Source organism: Kitasatospora sp. NPDC036993 (genome assembly GCF_055607525.1).
This window is the reverse complement of the sequence record NZ_JBVJRP010000003.1, coordinates 445541-460198: the sequence shown is the minus strand read 5'-3', so window position 1 is coordinate 460198 and position 14658 is coordinate 445541. Positions and strand designations below refer to the sequence as shown.

The following is a 14658-nucleotide window of genomic DNA, read 5'->3' as shown; positions in this document are numbered from 1 at the left end:
CACATGACCACCACGCTGCGCCCCGAGGGCCCGGAGACACCCACCGCGGCCGGCGGCCGCACCAGACGCTGGCTGATCCTCTCGAACGGCCGCCAGGTGGGCGCGCTGCGCACCACTGCCGAACCGCAGGCCGACCAACTCTGGGGCGAGATATCCGAGTTGGAGATCACCGAGGGGCGAGGGCGGGGCCGGGGCACGTTCGGCGGGCTGGCTGCCGAGGAGGTGCTGCGCGGCTGGGGCTGCGCCCGGGTCGACGTCGGCGTCCCCGAACGGGCCGGGACGGCCCGCGGGCTCGCCGTCGCCCTCGGCTACACCGAGCGGGCCCTGCTGATGTCCAAGCGGCTGGCCGCCGTCGCGGACCTGCCCGCCGGGGTGAGCGTGCGCCCGTTCGACCCGGCGGACTTCGACGGCTGGCTCGCCCGTTCCACGGTGGACTACCGCCGCTCGCTGGTCGAGTCCGGGCTCACCGAGGAGCAGGCCCGCGCCAGGGCCGGCGGCGGCCGGCCGGCCTCGGTCCCGCAGGGCGCCGAGACCCCCGGTGTGGTCATGCGCAGGCTGTACGGCGCCGAGGGCGAAGGCCCGTACGGATCGGTCTGGGTGCAGCTGCGCCTGTACGACCTGCCGGACGGCGAACCGCTCGCCTGGGTGTGCGGCGTCGAGGTGTCCCCGGCCCACCGGGGCCGGGGACACGGACGCACGCTGATGCTGGTCGCCGAACGCGAGTGCCTGGCCGCCGGGGTCCGTAACCTCGGCCTCAACGTCTTCGCCCGCAACGAGGTCGCCGCCCGGCTCTACGCCTCGCTGGGCTACGAGGTCACCGAGCGCCGCTACGGCAAGCCGCTGTGATCCGACGTGTCGTCAGGAACCCTTCGCCGCCTCGATGACGGCCGTGATCTCCGCGCGCAGCCCGTCCTGGCTCCGGCCACCGTCGAGGCGCCTGCCGCCGATCACGTACGTCGGCGTGCCCGTGACGCCGATCGCCTTGCCCTCGGCCTGGTCGGCGTCGACGGTCAGCATGTGCCGGCCGTCGATCAGCGCGGTGTCCACCTCGTCGACGTCGGCCCCGACCTCCCCGGCCACGTCCAGCAGCACCTGCTGTCCGCGGGTGCCCAGCTCCTCGGTGCGGGCCAGCAGCGCCTCCACGAACGGCCAGCCCAGCCCCTGCGCGAACGCCTCCTCGGCCGCTTCCGCGGCGGCGTAGGCGTGCTTGTGCTTCTCCAGCGGGAAGTGCCGCAGCTCCACGGACAGCGCGTCGCCGTACCGCGCGCGCAGCGCCCGTACGTCGTCCAGCGCGGCGTGGCAGTCCGGGCACTGGAGGTCGCACCAGAACTCGAGGCGGGGGAGGGAACCATCGATCATTCCCCCAGTGTTCCACTAGTGGGCGCCCGCTCCGGCCGGAGGTGCGCCCGAGGGCGGACCGAGAGGAAGAGACCGATGACGAGAACGACCGGACACGAAGGAGCGGCCCCGTGCTGAGCGCGGCGATCAGCTTCATCCTCACGGCGGGCGGGGTGGCCTTCGCGGGGCTGCGGGCCTACCGGCGGCGCTTCCTGTCGGCGACCCGCTGGTTCGCGGTGGCCCTGCTGCCCGCCGGGATCTACCTGACCGGACTCTTCCCGCTGGCGAGCACGATCGCACGGGAGTTCGCGGACTGGGCGACCAAGCTGGTCCTCGACCCCCGGGTGTGGACCGGTATCGCGCTGCTGGGCGTCTCGGCGGTCCTGCTGGTCACCACCCGCTGGGTGAGTCGTCGCGGCACCCCGGTGGAGGGCGCTCAGGAGCGCCCGGCGGCCGCGGCCCCCGAGCGTCCGGCGGTGACGCCGACGCCCAAGGCCGCCCCGAAGAAGCCGGCCGGGGGCAAGCGGGAGGACGCCCTCGGTGACTTCGCCGATGTCGAGGAGATCCTCCGCAAGCGCGGCATCTGAGCCGGCGGTCCGGCGGATCGACCTGGCGGGTCAGGCCGGCGGATCAGGCGGAGGGGACGGCCTCCGCCGACCGCTGGCGCGCCCGGTAGGCGGCGACGTGCAGCCGGTTGCCGCAGGTGCGGCTGTCGCAGTAGCGCCGGGACCGGTTCCGGGAGAGGTCCACGAAGACCCGCGCGCAGTCCGGTGCCTCGCACCGGCGCAGTCGCTCCCGCTCGCCCGCCATCAGGATCAGGGCCAGCGCCATGCCCAGCTCGGCCGCCAGGTGGTCGTCGAGCGCGGCGTGCGGCGCGAAGTAGTGGATGTGCCAGTCGTGGCCGTCGTGGTCGGTCAGCCGGGGCGTCGTCCCGGCGGCCGCGACGATCGAGTTGACCAGCTCGGCGGCCTCCGCGGTGGACTCCGTCCCGAACACCTCGCGCAGCCGGGTGCGCAGGTCGTGTACCCGGCGCAGGTCGTCCTCGGTCAGCGAGTCGATCTCGCTGATCTCCTGGCGGACCACGAAGGCGTCGAGCGCGGCGACGTCCGGCAGCCGCTCGGCGCCGCAGACGTCGGGCGCGGTGTTGAGCAGTTCCACGAGGATGCTCAGCGCGCACTCGGTGTCATGGGTGATCAGCACGGTGGGGGCTCCTCGCGCAGGGGGACTCCGGTGCCCCGCGTCCACGGTCACCCCAGACCATACCGGGCCCGGTGCCGGTAGGGCGGTGCCTTCTTTCGAATACGTGTGCGCAGTCCGGCAAGGCCTCCCAAACCGGGCACCGCCCCCGGCGCACCGGCCTCCGAACCGGCTGGGGCCGAGGCGGGTGCGGCCGCCGGGCGCCTGTGGTGCTGTGGACCCGTTCCGGTGGGAGCGGTCCGCCCGCCGGCCCCGAGGCCGCGTGGTGCGCGGCTGAGTCCGCTGCCGTGCCCCCGAGTAGGACGGCTGCGATGACGGCAGGAGTTACGGCCCCGCCGACGGCGGGGCGTGACCTCCTCCCGGTCGGGGTCAGCTTTCGGCGAGGATGTGGGACAGCTCCCGGTCGAGGTCGAAGTGACGGTGTTCGGTGCCGGGGGGCACCGCGGCGTCCGTCCGCTTGAGGAACGACTCAAGCGCCCGGGCCGGGGCCTCCAGCAGGGCTTCTCCTTCCGGAGAGCTCAGCGCGATGCAGACCACCCCTTGCCCGTGGCTGCGCGACGGCCACACCCGGACGTCGCCGGTACCGGTGGGTCGGTGCAGCCCCTCCGCGAGGAGATCTCGGGCGAACACCCACTCCACGGTCTCGTCGGCGCCCGTGTGGAACGTGGCGTGCACGGCGTAGGGGTCGGCGGTGTCGTAGCGCAGGCCTGCGGGGACAGGCAGTGAGGACTCGCTGGACACGATGAGGCGCAGGTGCAGCTCGCAGCTGACCGTGGTGTTCATAAGCGCCATGGCCTTTCGCTCAGTGTGCGCTCGGGGAATCGCACGTCGGCGAACGGACCATCCCACCCCCACGACCGATGTAAACCCCTCTGTCCCGATTCGGGCGCGAGTCGTACCCCTTACGGCGCATTGCGGAATCGCCTCGGGGCAGCCGGGCCGGGCATTACCCGGGTACTTCTTGGTTAGTTTCCTGGCATGACTGTGCGAAACGACAAGGCGGGCGGGAACACGGGAACGGGTGAAGCGGCCGGGGAGGTTGACGCGGCCGTCGACGGCGGCAGGGCGGTCGGTTCGCGGGCCCCGGCCTTCGTCCGCCGCTCGCGGACGCTGCACCGGGCCTGGCAGGTGGCGATCTTCCTGGCCGGGCTCGCCGTGGTCGTGCTCGGACTGGTCATGCTGCCACTGCCCGGCCCCGGCTGGCTGGTGATCTTCCTCGGCATGGGGATCTGGGCCACCGAGTTCGGCTGGGCCCAGCTGGCCCTGCGCCGGACCCGCCGCAAGGTCGCCGAGGCCGCCCAGCGGGCCATGGACCCGCGGGTGCGCCGCCGCAACCTCACCCTCACCGTGATCGGCCTGGCCGCGATCGCCGGGGCGGGCGGCTGGTACTTCGCCCGCTACGGCCTGGCCGTCCCCTGGTGGCCGGACGGGAGCTGACCTGCCCGGGCGCGCGGCCGAGGGCGGCGACGGTGTTCGGAGCACCCCCTGGGATGCGGTAATGTTTTCCCTGCACCCGGGCGATTAGCTCAGCGGGAGAGCACTTCGTTCACACCGAAGGGGTCACTGGTTCGATCCCAGTATCGCCCACCGGAATGCATTGTGATATGTGAGGCCCAGTCGATTATCGGCTGGGCCTCACATGTATTTCCGGAATCCGCCCGAAGAGCCGTCGGTAATCGGCTGAGGCACAGTCACCTTCCGCGCGGAGCGGGAGTTCTGCGGAGGCGTCGGCGGTGCCCGGAAGTACCCGGAACGGACGAGTTGTACGACCACCCGTGAATGGTGCTAGAGTTCATCTCGTTGCCCGGGCGATTAGCTCAGCGGGAGAGCACTTCGTTCACACCGAAGGGGTCACTGGTTCGATCCCAGTATCGCCCACCGGACAGCACGCAGGCCCTGACCAGGAAACCGGTCAGGGCCTGCGGCGCGTTCGGGACCGAATGCCGGGCCGGCCGCTACGCCGCCGCCTCGCAGCCGTGCTCGGGCTCCAGCCGGCGCCCGCAGCCGCACCGGGCCGGCCGCAGCGGCCAGGACGGGTCCACCCGCTCCGGCGTCCCCGAGCGGTCGAACCAGCGCTGCAGCCCTCGGGCCTGCGCCGCGTGCCAGGCCGCCTGCCGCAGATGCAGCTCCGCCGCCGTCAGCCCGCCGATCGCGGCCGGGTAGCGGGTGCCCATCCGCCGGGTCAGCTCCAGTGCCGCCGTCGCGTCCGCCGCCGCGTCGTGCGCTCCGGCCAGCTCCACGCCGTAGTGGGCGCACAGGTCGGTCAGCGTCCGGCGGCCCTTGCGGTAGCGGTCCACGTGCTTGTCCAGCACCCGCGGATCCAGCACCACCAGCCCGGCCGCGGCCAGCCCGTCGGTCAGCGTCAGGCCGTGGTGACGGCGCGATTCCCGGTCCAGCAGCGTCAGGTCGTAGGGCGCGTTCATCACCACCACCGGACGCCCGGCCAGCGCCTCGGCCGCCAGCGCGCGGACGACCTCCGCCACCACCGTGCGGGCCGGGCGGCCGTGGGCGCGCACCTGCTCGTCGGTGATGCCGTGCACCGCGCGGGCGCCGTCCGGGATCGGCACGCCCGGATCGGCGAGCCAGGTGGTGGTCCGCACCGCTGCGCCCGGCGCGAGCTGGACGACCAGGGCGGCCGAGACGATCCGGTCGTGCTCCACGTCCACGCCGGTGGTCTCGGTGTCGAAGGAGGCGAGCGGGCCGGTGTACCAGAGCTGCTGCATGACTGCCCCTCAGACGAGCGTTGCGCCCGGTTGATACCCGGTCCTGACGCTCCTTCAACCCGTTTGGCCCAAGCCCGACCGGGGATCCTGCCCATGACCGTCCCGTTCGAATCGACTGGCCCGCCCGGACCGGGACGGGCCCGGAACCGGGGGAGGCCACGGGCGATGGCACTGACCCAGCCGCAGCCCGAGGGGGCGGCGGCCGTCCTGCGGGGGAACCTCGCGGTGACCGCCTGCATGGAGACCCTGCAGGTCGGCTACCTGCACGCGGTCGCCGCCGCGGCCGGCTGCTCGCTCTCCCAGCCGTTCCCGGACAACGGCATCGACTGGCACGTCAGCCACGGCTCCCGGACGCACGAGGTGGACGACGAGGTCACCGTCAAGATCCAGCTCAAGGCCACCCAGCAGGTCGCGCCCGACCCGGCCGGGCCGTTCTTCAGCTTCACCCTGGACAACGACCACCTGCGCAAGCTCGCCCGGCCCAGGGTCGCCGTGCCGCGGATCCTGGTCGTGATGCTGCTGCCGCGCCGGGTCGACGACTGGCTGCGGGCCCGCCCGGACGCCCTGGAGCTGCGGCACTGCTGCTACTGGATCAACCTGGCCGGCCACCCGGTCACCGGACAGCGGCGTACCAACGTCAGGGTGCCCACCGGCGAGGTCTTCGACGACCGCGCGCTGTGCGCCATCATGGCCAGGGTCGGCGCGGGCGGCAGCCCGTGACGGCCCGGCCCCGGCAGGGAGGAAGCGGACCCATGACACCGCCGTACGGACCGGGCGAGCCGGCCAGGCCCCTGCCCGATCCGGCCGCCGTCGACCCGACGGTGCTGGCCACCCTGCTCGCCCGGCACGGCTGGGTCCGCCGCGGCGGACCCGCCGCCCGGTACGGACGCTGGACCCCGCCCGACGACGAGCCAGGCACCAGCCTGCTCGTGCCGGCCGGGGACGGCTTCGACGACGCCGTCGAGCTCCTCACCGACGCCGTCACCGCGCTCTCCCGCTCCCGCACCCCCTCCGCCCGCTCGATCCTGCTCGCCCTCGCCGTCCCCGGCGACGAGCTGCGCTGGCAGCGGGAACCGTCCGGCCCCGCCGGGGCCGCTCCCTGGGACGAGGCCGAGCGGCTGCGCCGGGCGGCGCGCGGGATGCTCGCCGCCGGCGCCAAGGCCTCCCGGGCGACGGCCGGCTACTTCGGCGCCCGGCTGGACGGCCTGGCCGGGGACTTCCTGGACCGCGTCCTGCTCGTCGAACAGGGCGCCACCCTCACCGCGTACACCCCCGCCCCGGAGGGCCGGGCCGCCGTCACCACCCTGGTCCGCGCCCTGGAGGCACTGCGCGACGCCGTCGACTACCGGCGGGTCAGCGGCGGGCCCGAGGCGCTCGGGAACGCCGTCCGGGCCGGGGTCAGCAGGGAGCTCGTCCGGTCCGTCGAGGACCTGGTGCGCGGCGCGACCGGCGCCCGGTTCGGCGTCGCCTGGTCGCCCGCCGCGGGGACGCCCGGCGGCTTCGGGGACCGCCGGATCGACCTCGACTTCTCGCCCGGCGACCTGCCCGCCCTGGCGGAGGCCGCCGACCTGCTGGAACGCAGTGAGCCCGCCGTAGCCGTCACCGTGGTCGGCGTGGTCACCCGGCTCAAGCGCGCCGACCCGACGGGCCGGGGCTCGGTACGGCTGCGGGTGCTGGCCGGCGCCGAGGTCCGCGAACTCAGGCTCCGCCTGCCCGACCCCGACTACCGGCTGGCCGCCGAGGCCCACCTCGCGGGCCTGCCGGTCCGGGTCCGCGGCCGGCTGGACCGGAACGACGGCTTCCGCCGACTGGCCGGCCCGCACGGACTGGAGTTCTGCGCCTGGGAGGAAGGGGACCGCGAGCGCCTGCTGAAGTCGCTCGGGGAGAAGGCGGAGGGAGAGCGGGGAGGGGCGTAGGTGGACGGCGGGGGCGGCGCTCTCGGTACCATCGTCACGCGCAGCGCAGTGTTGCGTCCTCTGAAATCCAGCACGTCAGGAGAGACCGGTGACGGACGTCCGGGTAATCATCAGCCGCGAACCCGATCGGGAAGAGCGCGTGGTGACGACGGGCACCACGGCCGCCGAGCTCTTCGCCGACGACCGCTCGATCATCGCCGCCCGCGTCGGCGGCCTGCTCAAGGACCTCGCGTACGCCGTCCAGGACGGCGACGAGGTCGAGCCGGTCGGGATCGGCAGCAAGGACGGCCTGGACATCCTGCGCCACTCCACCGCGCACGTCATGGCCCAGGCCGTGCAGCAGCTCTACCCCGAGGCCAAGCTGGGCATCGGCCCGCCGGTCAAGGACGGCTTCTACTACGACTTCGACGTCGAGAAGCCGTTCCACCCCGATGACCTCAAGGCCATCGAGAAGAAGATGCAGGAGATCATCAAGCGCGGGCAGAAGTTCTCCCGCCGGGTGGTCACCGACGAGGCCGCCGCCGAGGAGCTGGCCGCCGAGCCGTACAAGCTCGAGCTGATCGGCCTCAAGGGCTCCGCCGCGACCGCCGGCGAGGGTGCCGACGTCGAGGTCGGCGCCGGCGAGCTCACCATCTACGACAACCTGGACGCCAAGACCGGCGACCAGTGCTGGGGCGACCTCTGCCGCGGCCCGCACCTGCCCAGCACCCGGCACATCCCGGCGTTCAAGCTGATGCGCAACGCGGCCGCCTACTGGCGCGGCAGCGAGAAGAACCCGATGTTGCAGCGCATCTACGGCACCGCCTGGCCGACCAAGGACGAGCTCAAGGCCCACCTCGACTTCCTCGTCGAGGCCGAGAAGCGCGACCACCGCAAGCTCGGCAACGAACTCGACCTCTTCTCCATCCCGGAGGAGATCGGCTCCGGCCTCGCCGTCTTCCACCCCAAGGGCGGCATCATCCGCCGGGCCATGGAGGACTACTCGCGCAAGCGGCACGAGGAGGAGGGCTACGAGTTCGTCTACACCCCGCACGCCACCAAGGGGAAGCTCTTCGAGAAGAGCGGCCACCTCGACTGGTACGCGGACGGTATGTACCCGCCCATGCAGCTCGACGAGGGCGTGGACTACTACCTCAAGCCGATGAACTGCCCGATGCACAACCTGATCTTCGACGCGCGCGGCCGCTCGTACCGTGAACTGCCGCTGCGCCTCTTCGAGTTCGGGACGGTGTACCGCTACGAGAAGTCCGGCGTGGTGCACGGCCTGACCCGGGCCCGCGGCTTCACGCAGGACGACGCGCACATCTACTGCACCCGCGAGCAGATGGCGGAGGAGCTCGACTCCACGCTGACCTTCGTGCTCAACCTGCTCCGCGACTACGGTCTGACCGACTTCTACCTGGAGCTGTCGACCAAGGACCCGGTGAAGTACGTCGGCAGCGACGAGACCTGGGAGGAGGCCACCGCCGTCCTGGCGAGCGTGGCCGAGAAGCAGGGCCTCCCGCTGGTGCCGGACCCGGGCGGCGCGGCCTTCTACGGCCCGAAGATCTCGGTGCAGGCGCGCGACGCCATCGGCCGGACGTGGCAGATGAGCACGATCCAGCTGGACTTCAACCTGCCCGAGCGCTTCGACCTGGAGTACACGGCGGCGGACGGCTCGCGTCAGCGTCCGGTCATGATCCACCGTGCGCTCTTCGGTTCGATCGAGCGGTTCTTCGCGGTGCTGCTGGAGCACTACGCGGGCGCCATGCCGCCGTGGCTGGCCCCGGTCACCGTGACCGGCATCCCGATCACCGACGAGCACGTGCCGTACCTGCTGGAGGTCGCGGCCAAGCTCAGGAAGCACGGGATCCGGGTCGAGGTGGACACCTCGGACGACCGCATGCAGAAGAAGATCAGGAACGCCCAGAAGACCAAGGTGCCGTTCATGCTGATCGCGGGCAACGACGACGTCGAGGCGGGCGCGGTGTCGTTCCGCTACCGCAACGGTGAGCAGAAGAACGGCGTGCCGGTCGACGAGGCCGTCGCCGAGATCGTGGACGCGGTGAAGAACCGGATCCAGGTGTGACGTAGCCCCCGCCCCGGCGGGGACCGCGCGGGGCAGCCTCTCGAAGAGTCTGCCCCGCGCGGCTTTGCAAGCACCGTCGGGCGAATATGCTGATCAGCATGACGACTGAGCCGGAACTTCAGCGGGGCGTCGGCGAGCCGGACGGCTTCCGCCGCCTGTGGACCCCTCATCGGATGGCCTACATCCAGGGTGAGAACAAGCCCACCGGTCCGGCTCCGGACGACGGTTGTCCCTTCTGCTCGATCCCGTCGCTGAGCGACGAGGACGGGCTGGTCATCGCCCGGGGGAGCGCCGTGTTCGCGGTGCTGAACCTGTACCCGTACAACGGCGGGCACCTGATGGTGGTGCCGTACCGGCACGTGGCCGACTACACCGACCTGGACGAGGCCGAGACGGCCGAGCTGGCGGACTTCACCAAGAAGGCCATGACGGCGCTGCGGGCGGCCTCCGGGGCGCACGGGTTCAACATCGGGATGAACCAGGGCGCGGCGGCCGGGGCCGGGATCGCGGCGCACCTGCACCAGCACGTGGTGCCGCGCTGGGGCGGGGACACCAACTTCATGCCGGTGGTCGGCCATACCAAGGTGCTGCCGCAGCTGCTGGCGGACACCCGGAAGATGCTGGCCGAGGCCTGGCCGCAGGGCTGACCCGGAGCACGCCGGGAGTACGGGGGAGGGCCCCGCCGAGGATCTCGGCGGGGCCCTCCCGTGCCGTTCGGGACATCAGCCGGCGCTGAACTCGTCCACGTTGTACGGGCGGGGGCTCTGCGCCTCGGACTTGATGATCGAGGTGCGGTTCTTGAAGAAGCGGTCGGCGTCCAGGTCGTGCTCCTGGAGGAACTCCAGGGTGGCGGCGTGGACCGCGGCGAGCACCGGGACGGCGGCGTTCTGGGCGTTGTCGACCATGGAGCGGTTCTCCCAGGCCCGGCCGGCCCAGATGTGCCGCAGCCCGAAGGGCTCGGGCAGGCCGAGCCCGCCGCCGAGCCAGCCGAGCAGGCCGGGCATCCGGTAGAAGGGGGCGCGGACGGCCTGGCGGACGACCTCGTCGTTGTCGATCAGGCGGAGCTTGACCGTGCGCTCCTCCCAGAACCTCACGGTCTTGGAGACCGACTTCTCCTTGTCCTTGGGCTTGTCGAAGAAGACGCCCTTGACCGGGCCGAGCGCGTAGCCGGACACCGTGATGTTCAGGACGTTGGCGAGCAGCGTCACGGTGACGGTGAAGGTGAGGACCAGCTTGCCGTCGTGGGTGATGAACTGGGTGGCGAGGTAGTGCCGGGGGCCGCCGGAGAAGGTCTGCTTGTCGGCGACGCTCTGCACGGCGAAGTCGCGCATCCGGTCGCCGTCCATGTCGGCGTTGCCGGGGCGGCTGATCTCGTCGGCGCCCTCGCCGATGTCGAAGACCACCCACTGCTTGATGGCGACGTTGGGCATGCCGCTGTTGGCGACGTGGCTGACGCCGAGCCCCTTGAGGTGGGCGGAGATCCGGCGGATCAGGTCCCAGGGGTGGAAGGCGCGGAAGTCGGCGTGGCCCTCGGCGGGGTGGAGCGTGTCGGCGAGGCGCCACTCGCCCCAGCGGCGGCCGGCACCGAGGATGCCCTTGGGACCGGCGTAGTGGTGGATGTTGGTCTCCTGCTCGGCGTCCAGGCGGCCGAGCTGGTCGCGCAGGTCGTTGGCCTTCTTGTCGAGGTCGTCGCGGGGGACGGCCTTGGCGACGGAGGCGGCCACGACGCTGCCCTCGACCAGCGCCTGCCAGCGGGTGCGCAGGTCCTTGGCGAAGCGCTCGACGATCCGGCGGGCGAGGTACCAGCCGATGATCGGGGCGAGCATGGTGATCCGCAGGTAGATCCCGAGGACGCCCGAGGCCGGCGGGCGCAGCGCGAAGAGGATCGCGAGGCCGGCCGTCAGGAGGAGCACGATGCCGCCGTAGACGTCCGCGTACTTCGGGCTGTCCCGCTTGAGCCAGGCGCGCAGCTGGAAGGCGCCGAGCCAGACCAGGGTGCCGGGCAGGAAGAGCAGCCCGGTGACCACGGAGACGACGCTGAGCCGGCGGTCGCGGGTGGTGCGCAGTTCCTCGGCGGCCAGGCAGTGCTCGACGACCTGGCGGGTGTCGACCCCGAAGGCCGGGACGAGGGGCTTGCGGCCGCCGCCCAGCGCGCGGGAGATCAGTGCCTTGCTGAACGCCTCGCCGAGGTTGGGGCGGAAGAGCGCGAAGCGGCCCTTCTTCTCCTTGGCGTCGGTGACGGCGTTGACGAAGCCCCCGATCTCGCCGTCGCGGTAGGCGGTCGAGGAGAGCCCCTGGGTGATGGCGGTCTGCGGACCGGCGTCGGTCCTGGGTATCTGCGCACCCGGGGTCATGTCGAGTGTGGTCACGGTGGCGTCCCCTCCTCCCCTTGTCAGCGGCAGGTTACCGTGCCGTGGCACCCCCGCGCGGATGATCGTCTGAAGTACCGTCACCGGAGGCCTGAGGGGCATGATGCCCAGCTTCGGACGGGTCGATACCCGTCGCGGTGCGCTTGGTGGCGGTGGGGCAGGATGGAGGGTGGAAGTACGGAGAGGGGAGCGGTCGTGAAGGATCCGGTGCTGGTCTTCGACGGGGACTGCGCGTTCTGCTCGTCCTGCGTGCGCTGGGCGGAGCGGTACCTGCGGCAGACGCTGGCGTCCGGGGGCTGGGAGGTGGTGGCGTTCCAGTGGGCGGACCTCTCGGGGCTGGACGGGCACGCGGGTGCCCGGGGTGAGGTCTCGGCGGAGCGGGCGGAGCGGGAGGTGCTCTGGGTGACGCCGTCCGGGCGGGTGTACGGGGGCGCGCAGGCGGTCGCGCGGTTGCTGATGCGCTCCGGCGGGGTGTGGGCGTACCTGGGCGCGGTGTTGACGGCGGCGCCGGTGCGTCCGCTGGCGGGGCTCGCCTACCGCTGGGTGGCGCGCAACCGGCACCGGCTGCCGGGGGGTACGGCGGCCTGCGCGCTGCCGGCCCGCAAGCCCGCCGTCCGGCCGGAGTAGCGCCTCAGTCGGTGTAGCGCTCGGCGAGGGCGGCGGGCATGGGTTCGTGGCGCAGGTAGGCGCGGGAGAACTCGGCGGTGCCGTGGGTGAGCGAGCGCAGGTCGGTCGGGTAGCGGACGAGTTCGAGTTCGGGGACCTCGGCGCGCAGCAGGGTGAGGCCGGCGGAGCCGGTCTCGGTGCCGAGGACGCGGCCGCGGCGGGCCGAGAGGTCGCCGAGGACGGCGCCGAGGTACTCGTCGGGCAGCAGGACGCTGACGGCGGCGACGGGTTCGAGCAGCCGGATGACGGCGTGACCGGCGGCGTCGCGCAGGGCGAGTGCGGCGGCGTTCTGGAAGGACGCGTCGGAGGAGTCGACGGAGTGCGCCTTGCCGTCGGTGAGGGTGACCCGGACGTCGACGAGCGGGTACCCGGTGGTGACGCCCTTGGCGAGCTGGGCGCGGACGCCCTTCTCGACGGAGGGGATGAAGTGCTTGGGGACGGAGCCGCCGACGACGTGTTCCAGGAACTCGAAGCCGGAGCCGGCCGGGAGCGGTTCGACCTCCAGGTCGCAGATGGCGTACTGGCCGTGGCCGCCGGACTGCTTGACGAGGCGGCCGTGCCCTGCGGCGGCGCTGCCGAAGGTCTCGCGCAGGGCGACCCGGGGCTCGACGGTGTCGACGTGGACGCCGTGGCGGGTGCGGAGGCGGTCGAGGACGACCTCGGCGTGGGCCTCGCCGGTGCACCAGAGGACGAGCTGGTGGGTGTCGGGGTTCTGTTCCAGGCGGAGCGCCGGGTCCTCGGCGGTGAGCCGGGCGAGGGCCTGGGAGAGCTTGTCGTCGTCGGCCTTGCTGTGGGCTTCGACGGCGATCGGGAGCAGGGGCTCGGGGAGGGGCCAGCCGTCGAGGGCGACGGGGTGGCCGGGGTCGTGGACGGTGTCGCCGGCCCGGGCGGTGGTGAGTTTGGCGGCGCAGACGAGGTCACCGGCGACGGCGTGCGGGACGGGGCGCTGGAGCTTGCCGAAGGGGCTGGTGAGGCCGGTGACCCGTTCGTCGCCGTTCTGGTCGGCGGTGTGGGCGGGGCCGGCGAGGTGGATCCTGCTGTCCGGGCGCAGGGTGCCGGCGTACAGGCGCAGCAGGCTGATCCGGCCGACGTAGGCGTCGCCGGTGACGCGGACGACCTGGGCGGCGAGCGGGGCGTCGGGGTCGCACGCGGGGCCGGGGCGGGTGCGTTCGGTGGGGTCGGGGAAGGTGTGGGCGATCAGGTCGAGGAGTTCGGTGGCGCCGAGGCCGTTGTCGCTGGTGGGGACGGCGGGGTGGAGGGCGCAGGCGAGGACTTCGCGGCGCAGTCCGGCTTCGAGGGAGTCGGTGTCGAGGGGGTCGCCGGAGAGGTAGCGCTCCATGAGGGTGTCGTCCTGGCCGGAGATGGCCTCGACGAGGCTGTCGTGGGCGGGGGCGGTGTCCGGCAGGGGTTCGGCGTCGCCGTAGGTGTCGCCGGTGAGGAGGTCGACGCTGCCGTCGGGGTGTCCGTCGTGGAGGACGGGCAGGAAGAGCGGGCGGAGGGTGTCCGGGCCCAGTTCGAAGGCGTCGTGGCAGGCGGCGAGGATGTCGTCGAAGCCGGTGCGGGCGAGGTCGAGCTTGGCGACGGCGATGGCGCGGGGGATGCCCTCGGCGGCGCACTCGCGCCACAGGGCGCGGGTGGGGGCGGTGACCGGGTCGGGGGCGGAGACGACGAACACGGCGGCGTCGGCGGCGTGCAGGGCGGCGCGCAGGTCGGCGGCGAAGTCGGGGTGGCCGGGCGGGTCGATCAGGTTGATCTTGACGCCCTTCCATTCGAGGGGGAGGAGCGCGAGCTGGACGGAGCGCTGCTGCTGGTGCTCGATGTCCTCGTGGTCGGAGACGGTGGTGCCGTCGGTGACGCGGCCGGCCCGGCCGGTGGCGCCGGCGGCGTGGGCGAGGGATTCGGCGAGGGTGGTCTTCCCCACACCGCTGGAACCGATGAGGACGACGTTGCGCAGGTCCTTCGGGCCGGTGACGGCGGGTGCCTGGCCGGCTCGTGCCGTGCTGCGGTCGGGCATCGGGGTCTCCTCCCGTGGCGCCGAGGCTGTCCTTGGCAGTCTAGGCGTGCCGCGCGGATGAGGCCGGATGAGGCTGCGGCGTTGGGGTGCGTGCATCGCAAGGCGGAGGTGGGGGCACCTCCCGGCCGAAGGCTGGGGGCGGAGTCACTGCGGAGCATTGGCGACTGACGACAACGCGGCGAGGTGCGTGCCCCAACGCCGCGGACCCGAGCTGATCCGCGCGGCACGCCTGAGGTCGGGTGTCGCGGTGGCGCGTGTCGTACGGCCGGTCGGTGACCGTACGTGTGCGTGCCGTGGCGGGGTGCCGTCCGGCGGTGCGTGCGCCGGAGCGTGTCCCAGGCGTGGCTACGATGGGAGCGCCGGGCGG

General features: G+C 72.8%; 14 protein-coding genes and 2 tRNA genes. 10 read left to right on the top strand and 6 right to left on the bottom strand.

Annotated features, from left to right (window positions below; translation table 11 throughout):
- Positions 1 to 3: 3 nt before the first annotated feature.
- Positions 4 to 846 (top strand): GNAT family N-acetyltransferase, encoded by an 843-nt coding sequence (locus ACZ7C5_RS08325; protein ID WP_470322270.1) that lies wholly within the window; start codon positions 4 to 6, stop codon positions 844 to 846.
- A gap of 12 nt (positions 847 to 858) precedes the next feature.
- Here the strand turns inward: ACZ7C5_RS08325 and ACZ7C5_RS08320 are convergent, their stop codons facing one another.
- A complete protein-coding gene (locus ACZ7C5_RS08320; RefSeq protein WP_470322269.1) occupies positions 859 to 1359 on the bottom strand; it encodes a DsbA family protein in 501 nt (166 codons plus the stop codon).
- Between the two features lie 110 nt (positions 1360 to 1469).
- Between ACZ7C5_RS08320 and ACZ7C5_RS08315 the strand changes: the two genes are divergently transcribed.
- Entirely contained in the window at positions 1470 to 1925 is a 456-nt protein-coding gene (locus ACZ7C5_RS08315) for a hypothetical protein (RefSeq protein ID WP_470322268.1), read from the top strand.
- A gap of 43 nt (positions 1926 to 1968) precedes the next feature.
- Here ACZ7C5_RS08315 and ACZ7C5_RS08310 read toward each other — a convergent pair whose 3' ends face one another.
- Complete coding sequence (locus tag ACZ7C5_RS08310) at positions 1969 to 2538, bottom strand: CGNR zinc finger domain-containing protein (RefSeq protein WP_188301499.1); 570 nt, start codon at positions 2536 to 2538, stop codon at positions 1969 to 1971.
- A 366-nt stretch (positions 2539 to 2904) separates the two neighbouring features.
- Positions 2905 to 3318 carry an SsgA family sporulation/cell division regulator gene (locus ACZ7C5_RS08305; RefSeq protein ID WP_030056266.1) on the bottom strand — a complete coding sequence of 138 codons (414 nt, stop codon included), beginning with the start codon at positions 3316 to 3318 and terminating at the stop codon, positions 2905 to 2907.
- Between the two features lie 195 nt (positions 3319 to 3513).
- Between ACZ7C5_RS08305 and ACZ7C5_RS08300 the strand changes: the two genes are divergently transcribed.
- The 3 genes from ACZ7C5_RS08300 (at position 3514) to ACZ7C5_RS08290 (ending at position 4413) form a co-directional block, all read left to right on the top strand.
- Positions 3514 to 3972, top strand: coding sequence for a TIGR02611 family protein (locus tag ACZ7C5_RS08300; protein ID WP_470322267.1), 459 nt, complete (start codon positions 3514 to 3516; stop codon positions 3970 to 3972).
- A gap of 78 nt (positions 3973 to 4050) precedes the next feature.
- Positions 4051 to 4122, top strand: a tRNA-Val gene (locus ACZ7C5_RS08295).
- A 219-nt stretch (positions 4123 to 4341) separates the two neighbouring features.
- A tRNA-Val gene (locus ACZ7C5_RS08290) sits at positions 4342 to 4413 on the top strand.
- A 77-nt stretch (positions 4414 to 4490) separates the two neighbouring features.
- Here ACZ7C5_RS08290 and ACZ7C5_RS08285 read toward each other — a convergent pair.
- On the bottom strand, positions 4491 to 5258 hold the full coding sequence (locus tag ACZ7C5_RS08285; RefSeq protein ID WP_470322266.1) for an exonuclease domain-containing protein: 768 nt from the start codon (positions 5256 to 5258) through the stop codon (positions 4491 to 4493).
- A gap of 165 nt (positions 5259 to 5423) precedes the next feature.
- On the opposite strand from ACZ7C5_RS08285, the gene ACZ7C5_RS08280 reads away from it, so the two are divergent.
- From ACZ7C5_RS08280 to ACZ7C5_RS08265, 4 genes are all read left to right on the top strand, one after another.
- A complete protein-coding gene (locus ACZ7C5_RS08280) occupies positions 5424 to 5978 on the top strand; it encodes a DUF4365 domain-containing protein (RefSeq protein WP_401087521.1) in 555 nt (184 codons plus the stop codon).
- Positions 5979 to 6010: 32 nt separating this feature from the next.
- Positions 6011 to 7174, top strand: coding sequence for a hypothetical protein (locus ACZ7C5_RS08275; RefSeq protein ID WP_401087519.1), 1164 nt, complete (start codon positions 6011 to 6013; stop codon positions 7172 to 7174).
- Between the two features lie 88 nt (positions 7175 to 7262).
- A complete protein-coding gene (gene thrS, locus ACZ7C5_RS08270) occupies positions 7263 to 9242 on the top strand; it encodes a threonine--tRNA ligase (protein WP_470322265.1) in 1980 nt (659 codons plus the stop codon).
- A gap of 86 nt (positions 9243 to 9328) precedes the next feature.
- Positions 9329 to 9889: an HIT family protein gene (locus ACZ7C5_RS08265; RefSeq protein WP_224278767.1), complete on the top strand. Its 561-nt coding sequence runs from the start codon at positions 9329 to 9331 to the stop codon at positions 9887 to 9889.
- Positions 9890 to 9964: 75 nt separating this feature from the next.
- Here ACZ7C5_RS08265 and ACZ7C5_RS08260 read toward each other — a convergent pair whose 3' ends face one another.
- Positions 9965 to 11611 (bottom strand): hypothetical protein, encoded by a 1647-nt coding sequence (locus ACZ7C5_RS08260; RefSeq protein WP_401087514.1) that lies wholly within the window; start codon positions 11609 to 11611, stop codon positions 9965 to 9967.
- A 162-nt stretch (positions 11612 to 11773) separates the two neighbouring features.
- On the opposite strand from ACZ7C5_RS08260, the gene ACZ7C5_RS08255 reads away from it, so the two are divergent.
- Positions 11774 to 12238 carry a thiol-disulfide oxidoreductase DCC family protein gene (locus tag ACZ7C5_RS08255; RefSeq protein WP_470322264.1) on the top strand — a complete coding sequence of 155 codons (465 nt, stop codon included), beginning with the start codon at positions 11774 to 11776 and terminating at the stop codon, positions 12236 to 12238.
- A 4-nt stretch (positions 12239 to 12242) separates the two neighbouring features.
- Here ACZ7C5_RS08255 and ACZ7C5_RS08250 read toward each other — a convergent pair whose 3' ends face one another.
- A complete protein-coding gene (locus ACZ7C5_RS08250) occupies positions 12243 to 14291 on the bottom strand; it encodes an elongation factor G-like protein EF-G2 (RefSeq protein ID WP_470322263.1) in 2049 nt (682 codons plus the stop codon).
- Positions 14292 to 14658 lie beyond the last annotated feature (367 nt).

Excerpts from the sequence above, each read along its gene's own strand:
- ACZ7C5_RS08325 (WP_470322270.1), top strand. The coding sequence starts at position 4 with ATGACCACCACGCTGCGCCCCGAGGGCCCGGAGACACCCACCGCGGCC.
- ACZ7C5_RS08320 (WP_470322269.1), bottom strand. The coding sequence starts at position 1,359 with ATGATCGATGGTTCCCTCCCCCGCCTCGAGTTCTGGTGCGACCTCCAG.
- ACZ7C5_RS08305 (WP_030056266.1), bottom strand. The coding sequence starts at position 3,318 with ATGAACACCACGGTCAGCTGCGAGCTGCACCTGCGCCTCATCGTGTCC.
- ACZ7C5_RS08300 (WP_470322267.1), top strand. The coding sequence starts at position 3,514 with ATGACTGTGCGAAACGACAAGGCGGGCGGGAACACGGGAACGGGTGAA.
- ACZ7C5_RS08285 (WP_470322266.1), bottom strand. The coding sequence starts at position 5,258 with ATGCAGCAGCTCTGGTACACCGGCCCGCTCGCCTCCTTCGACACCGAG.
- ACZ7C5_RS08280 (WP_401087521.1), top strand. The coding sequence starts at position 5,424 with ATGGCACTGACCCAGCCGCAGCCCGAGGGGGCGGCGGCCGTCCTGCGG.
- ACZ7C5_RS08275 (WP_401087519.1), top strand. The coding sequence starts at position 6,011 with ATGACACCGCCGTACGGACCGGGCGAGCCGGCCAGGCCCCTGCCCGAT.
- ACZ7C5_RS08265 (WP_224278767.1), top strand. The coding sequence starts at position 9,329 with ATGCTGATCAGCATGACGACTGAGCCGGAACTTCAGCGGGGCGTCGGC.
- ACZ7C5_RS08255 (WP_470322264.1), top strand. The coding sequence starts at position 11,774 with ATGGAGGGTGGAAGTACGGAGAGGGGAGCGGTCGTGAAGGATCCGGTG.
- ACZ7C5_RS08250 (WP_470322263.1), bottom strand. The coding sequence starts at position 14,291 with ATGCCCGACCGCAGCACGGCACGAGCCGGCCAGGCACCCGCCGTCACC.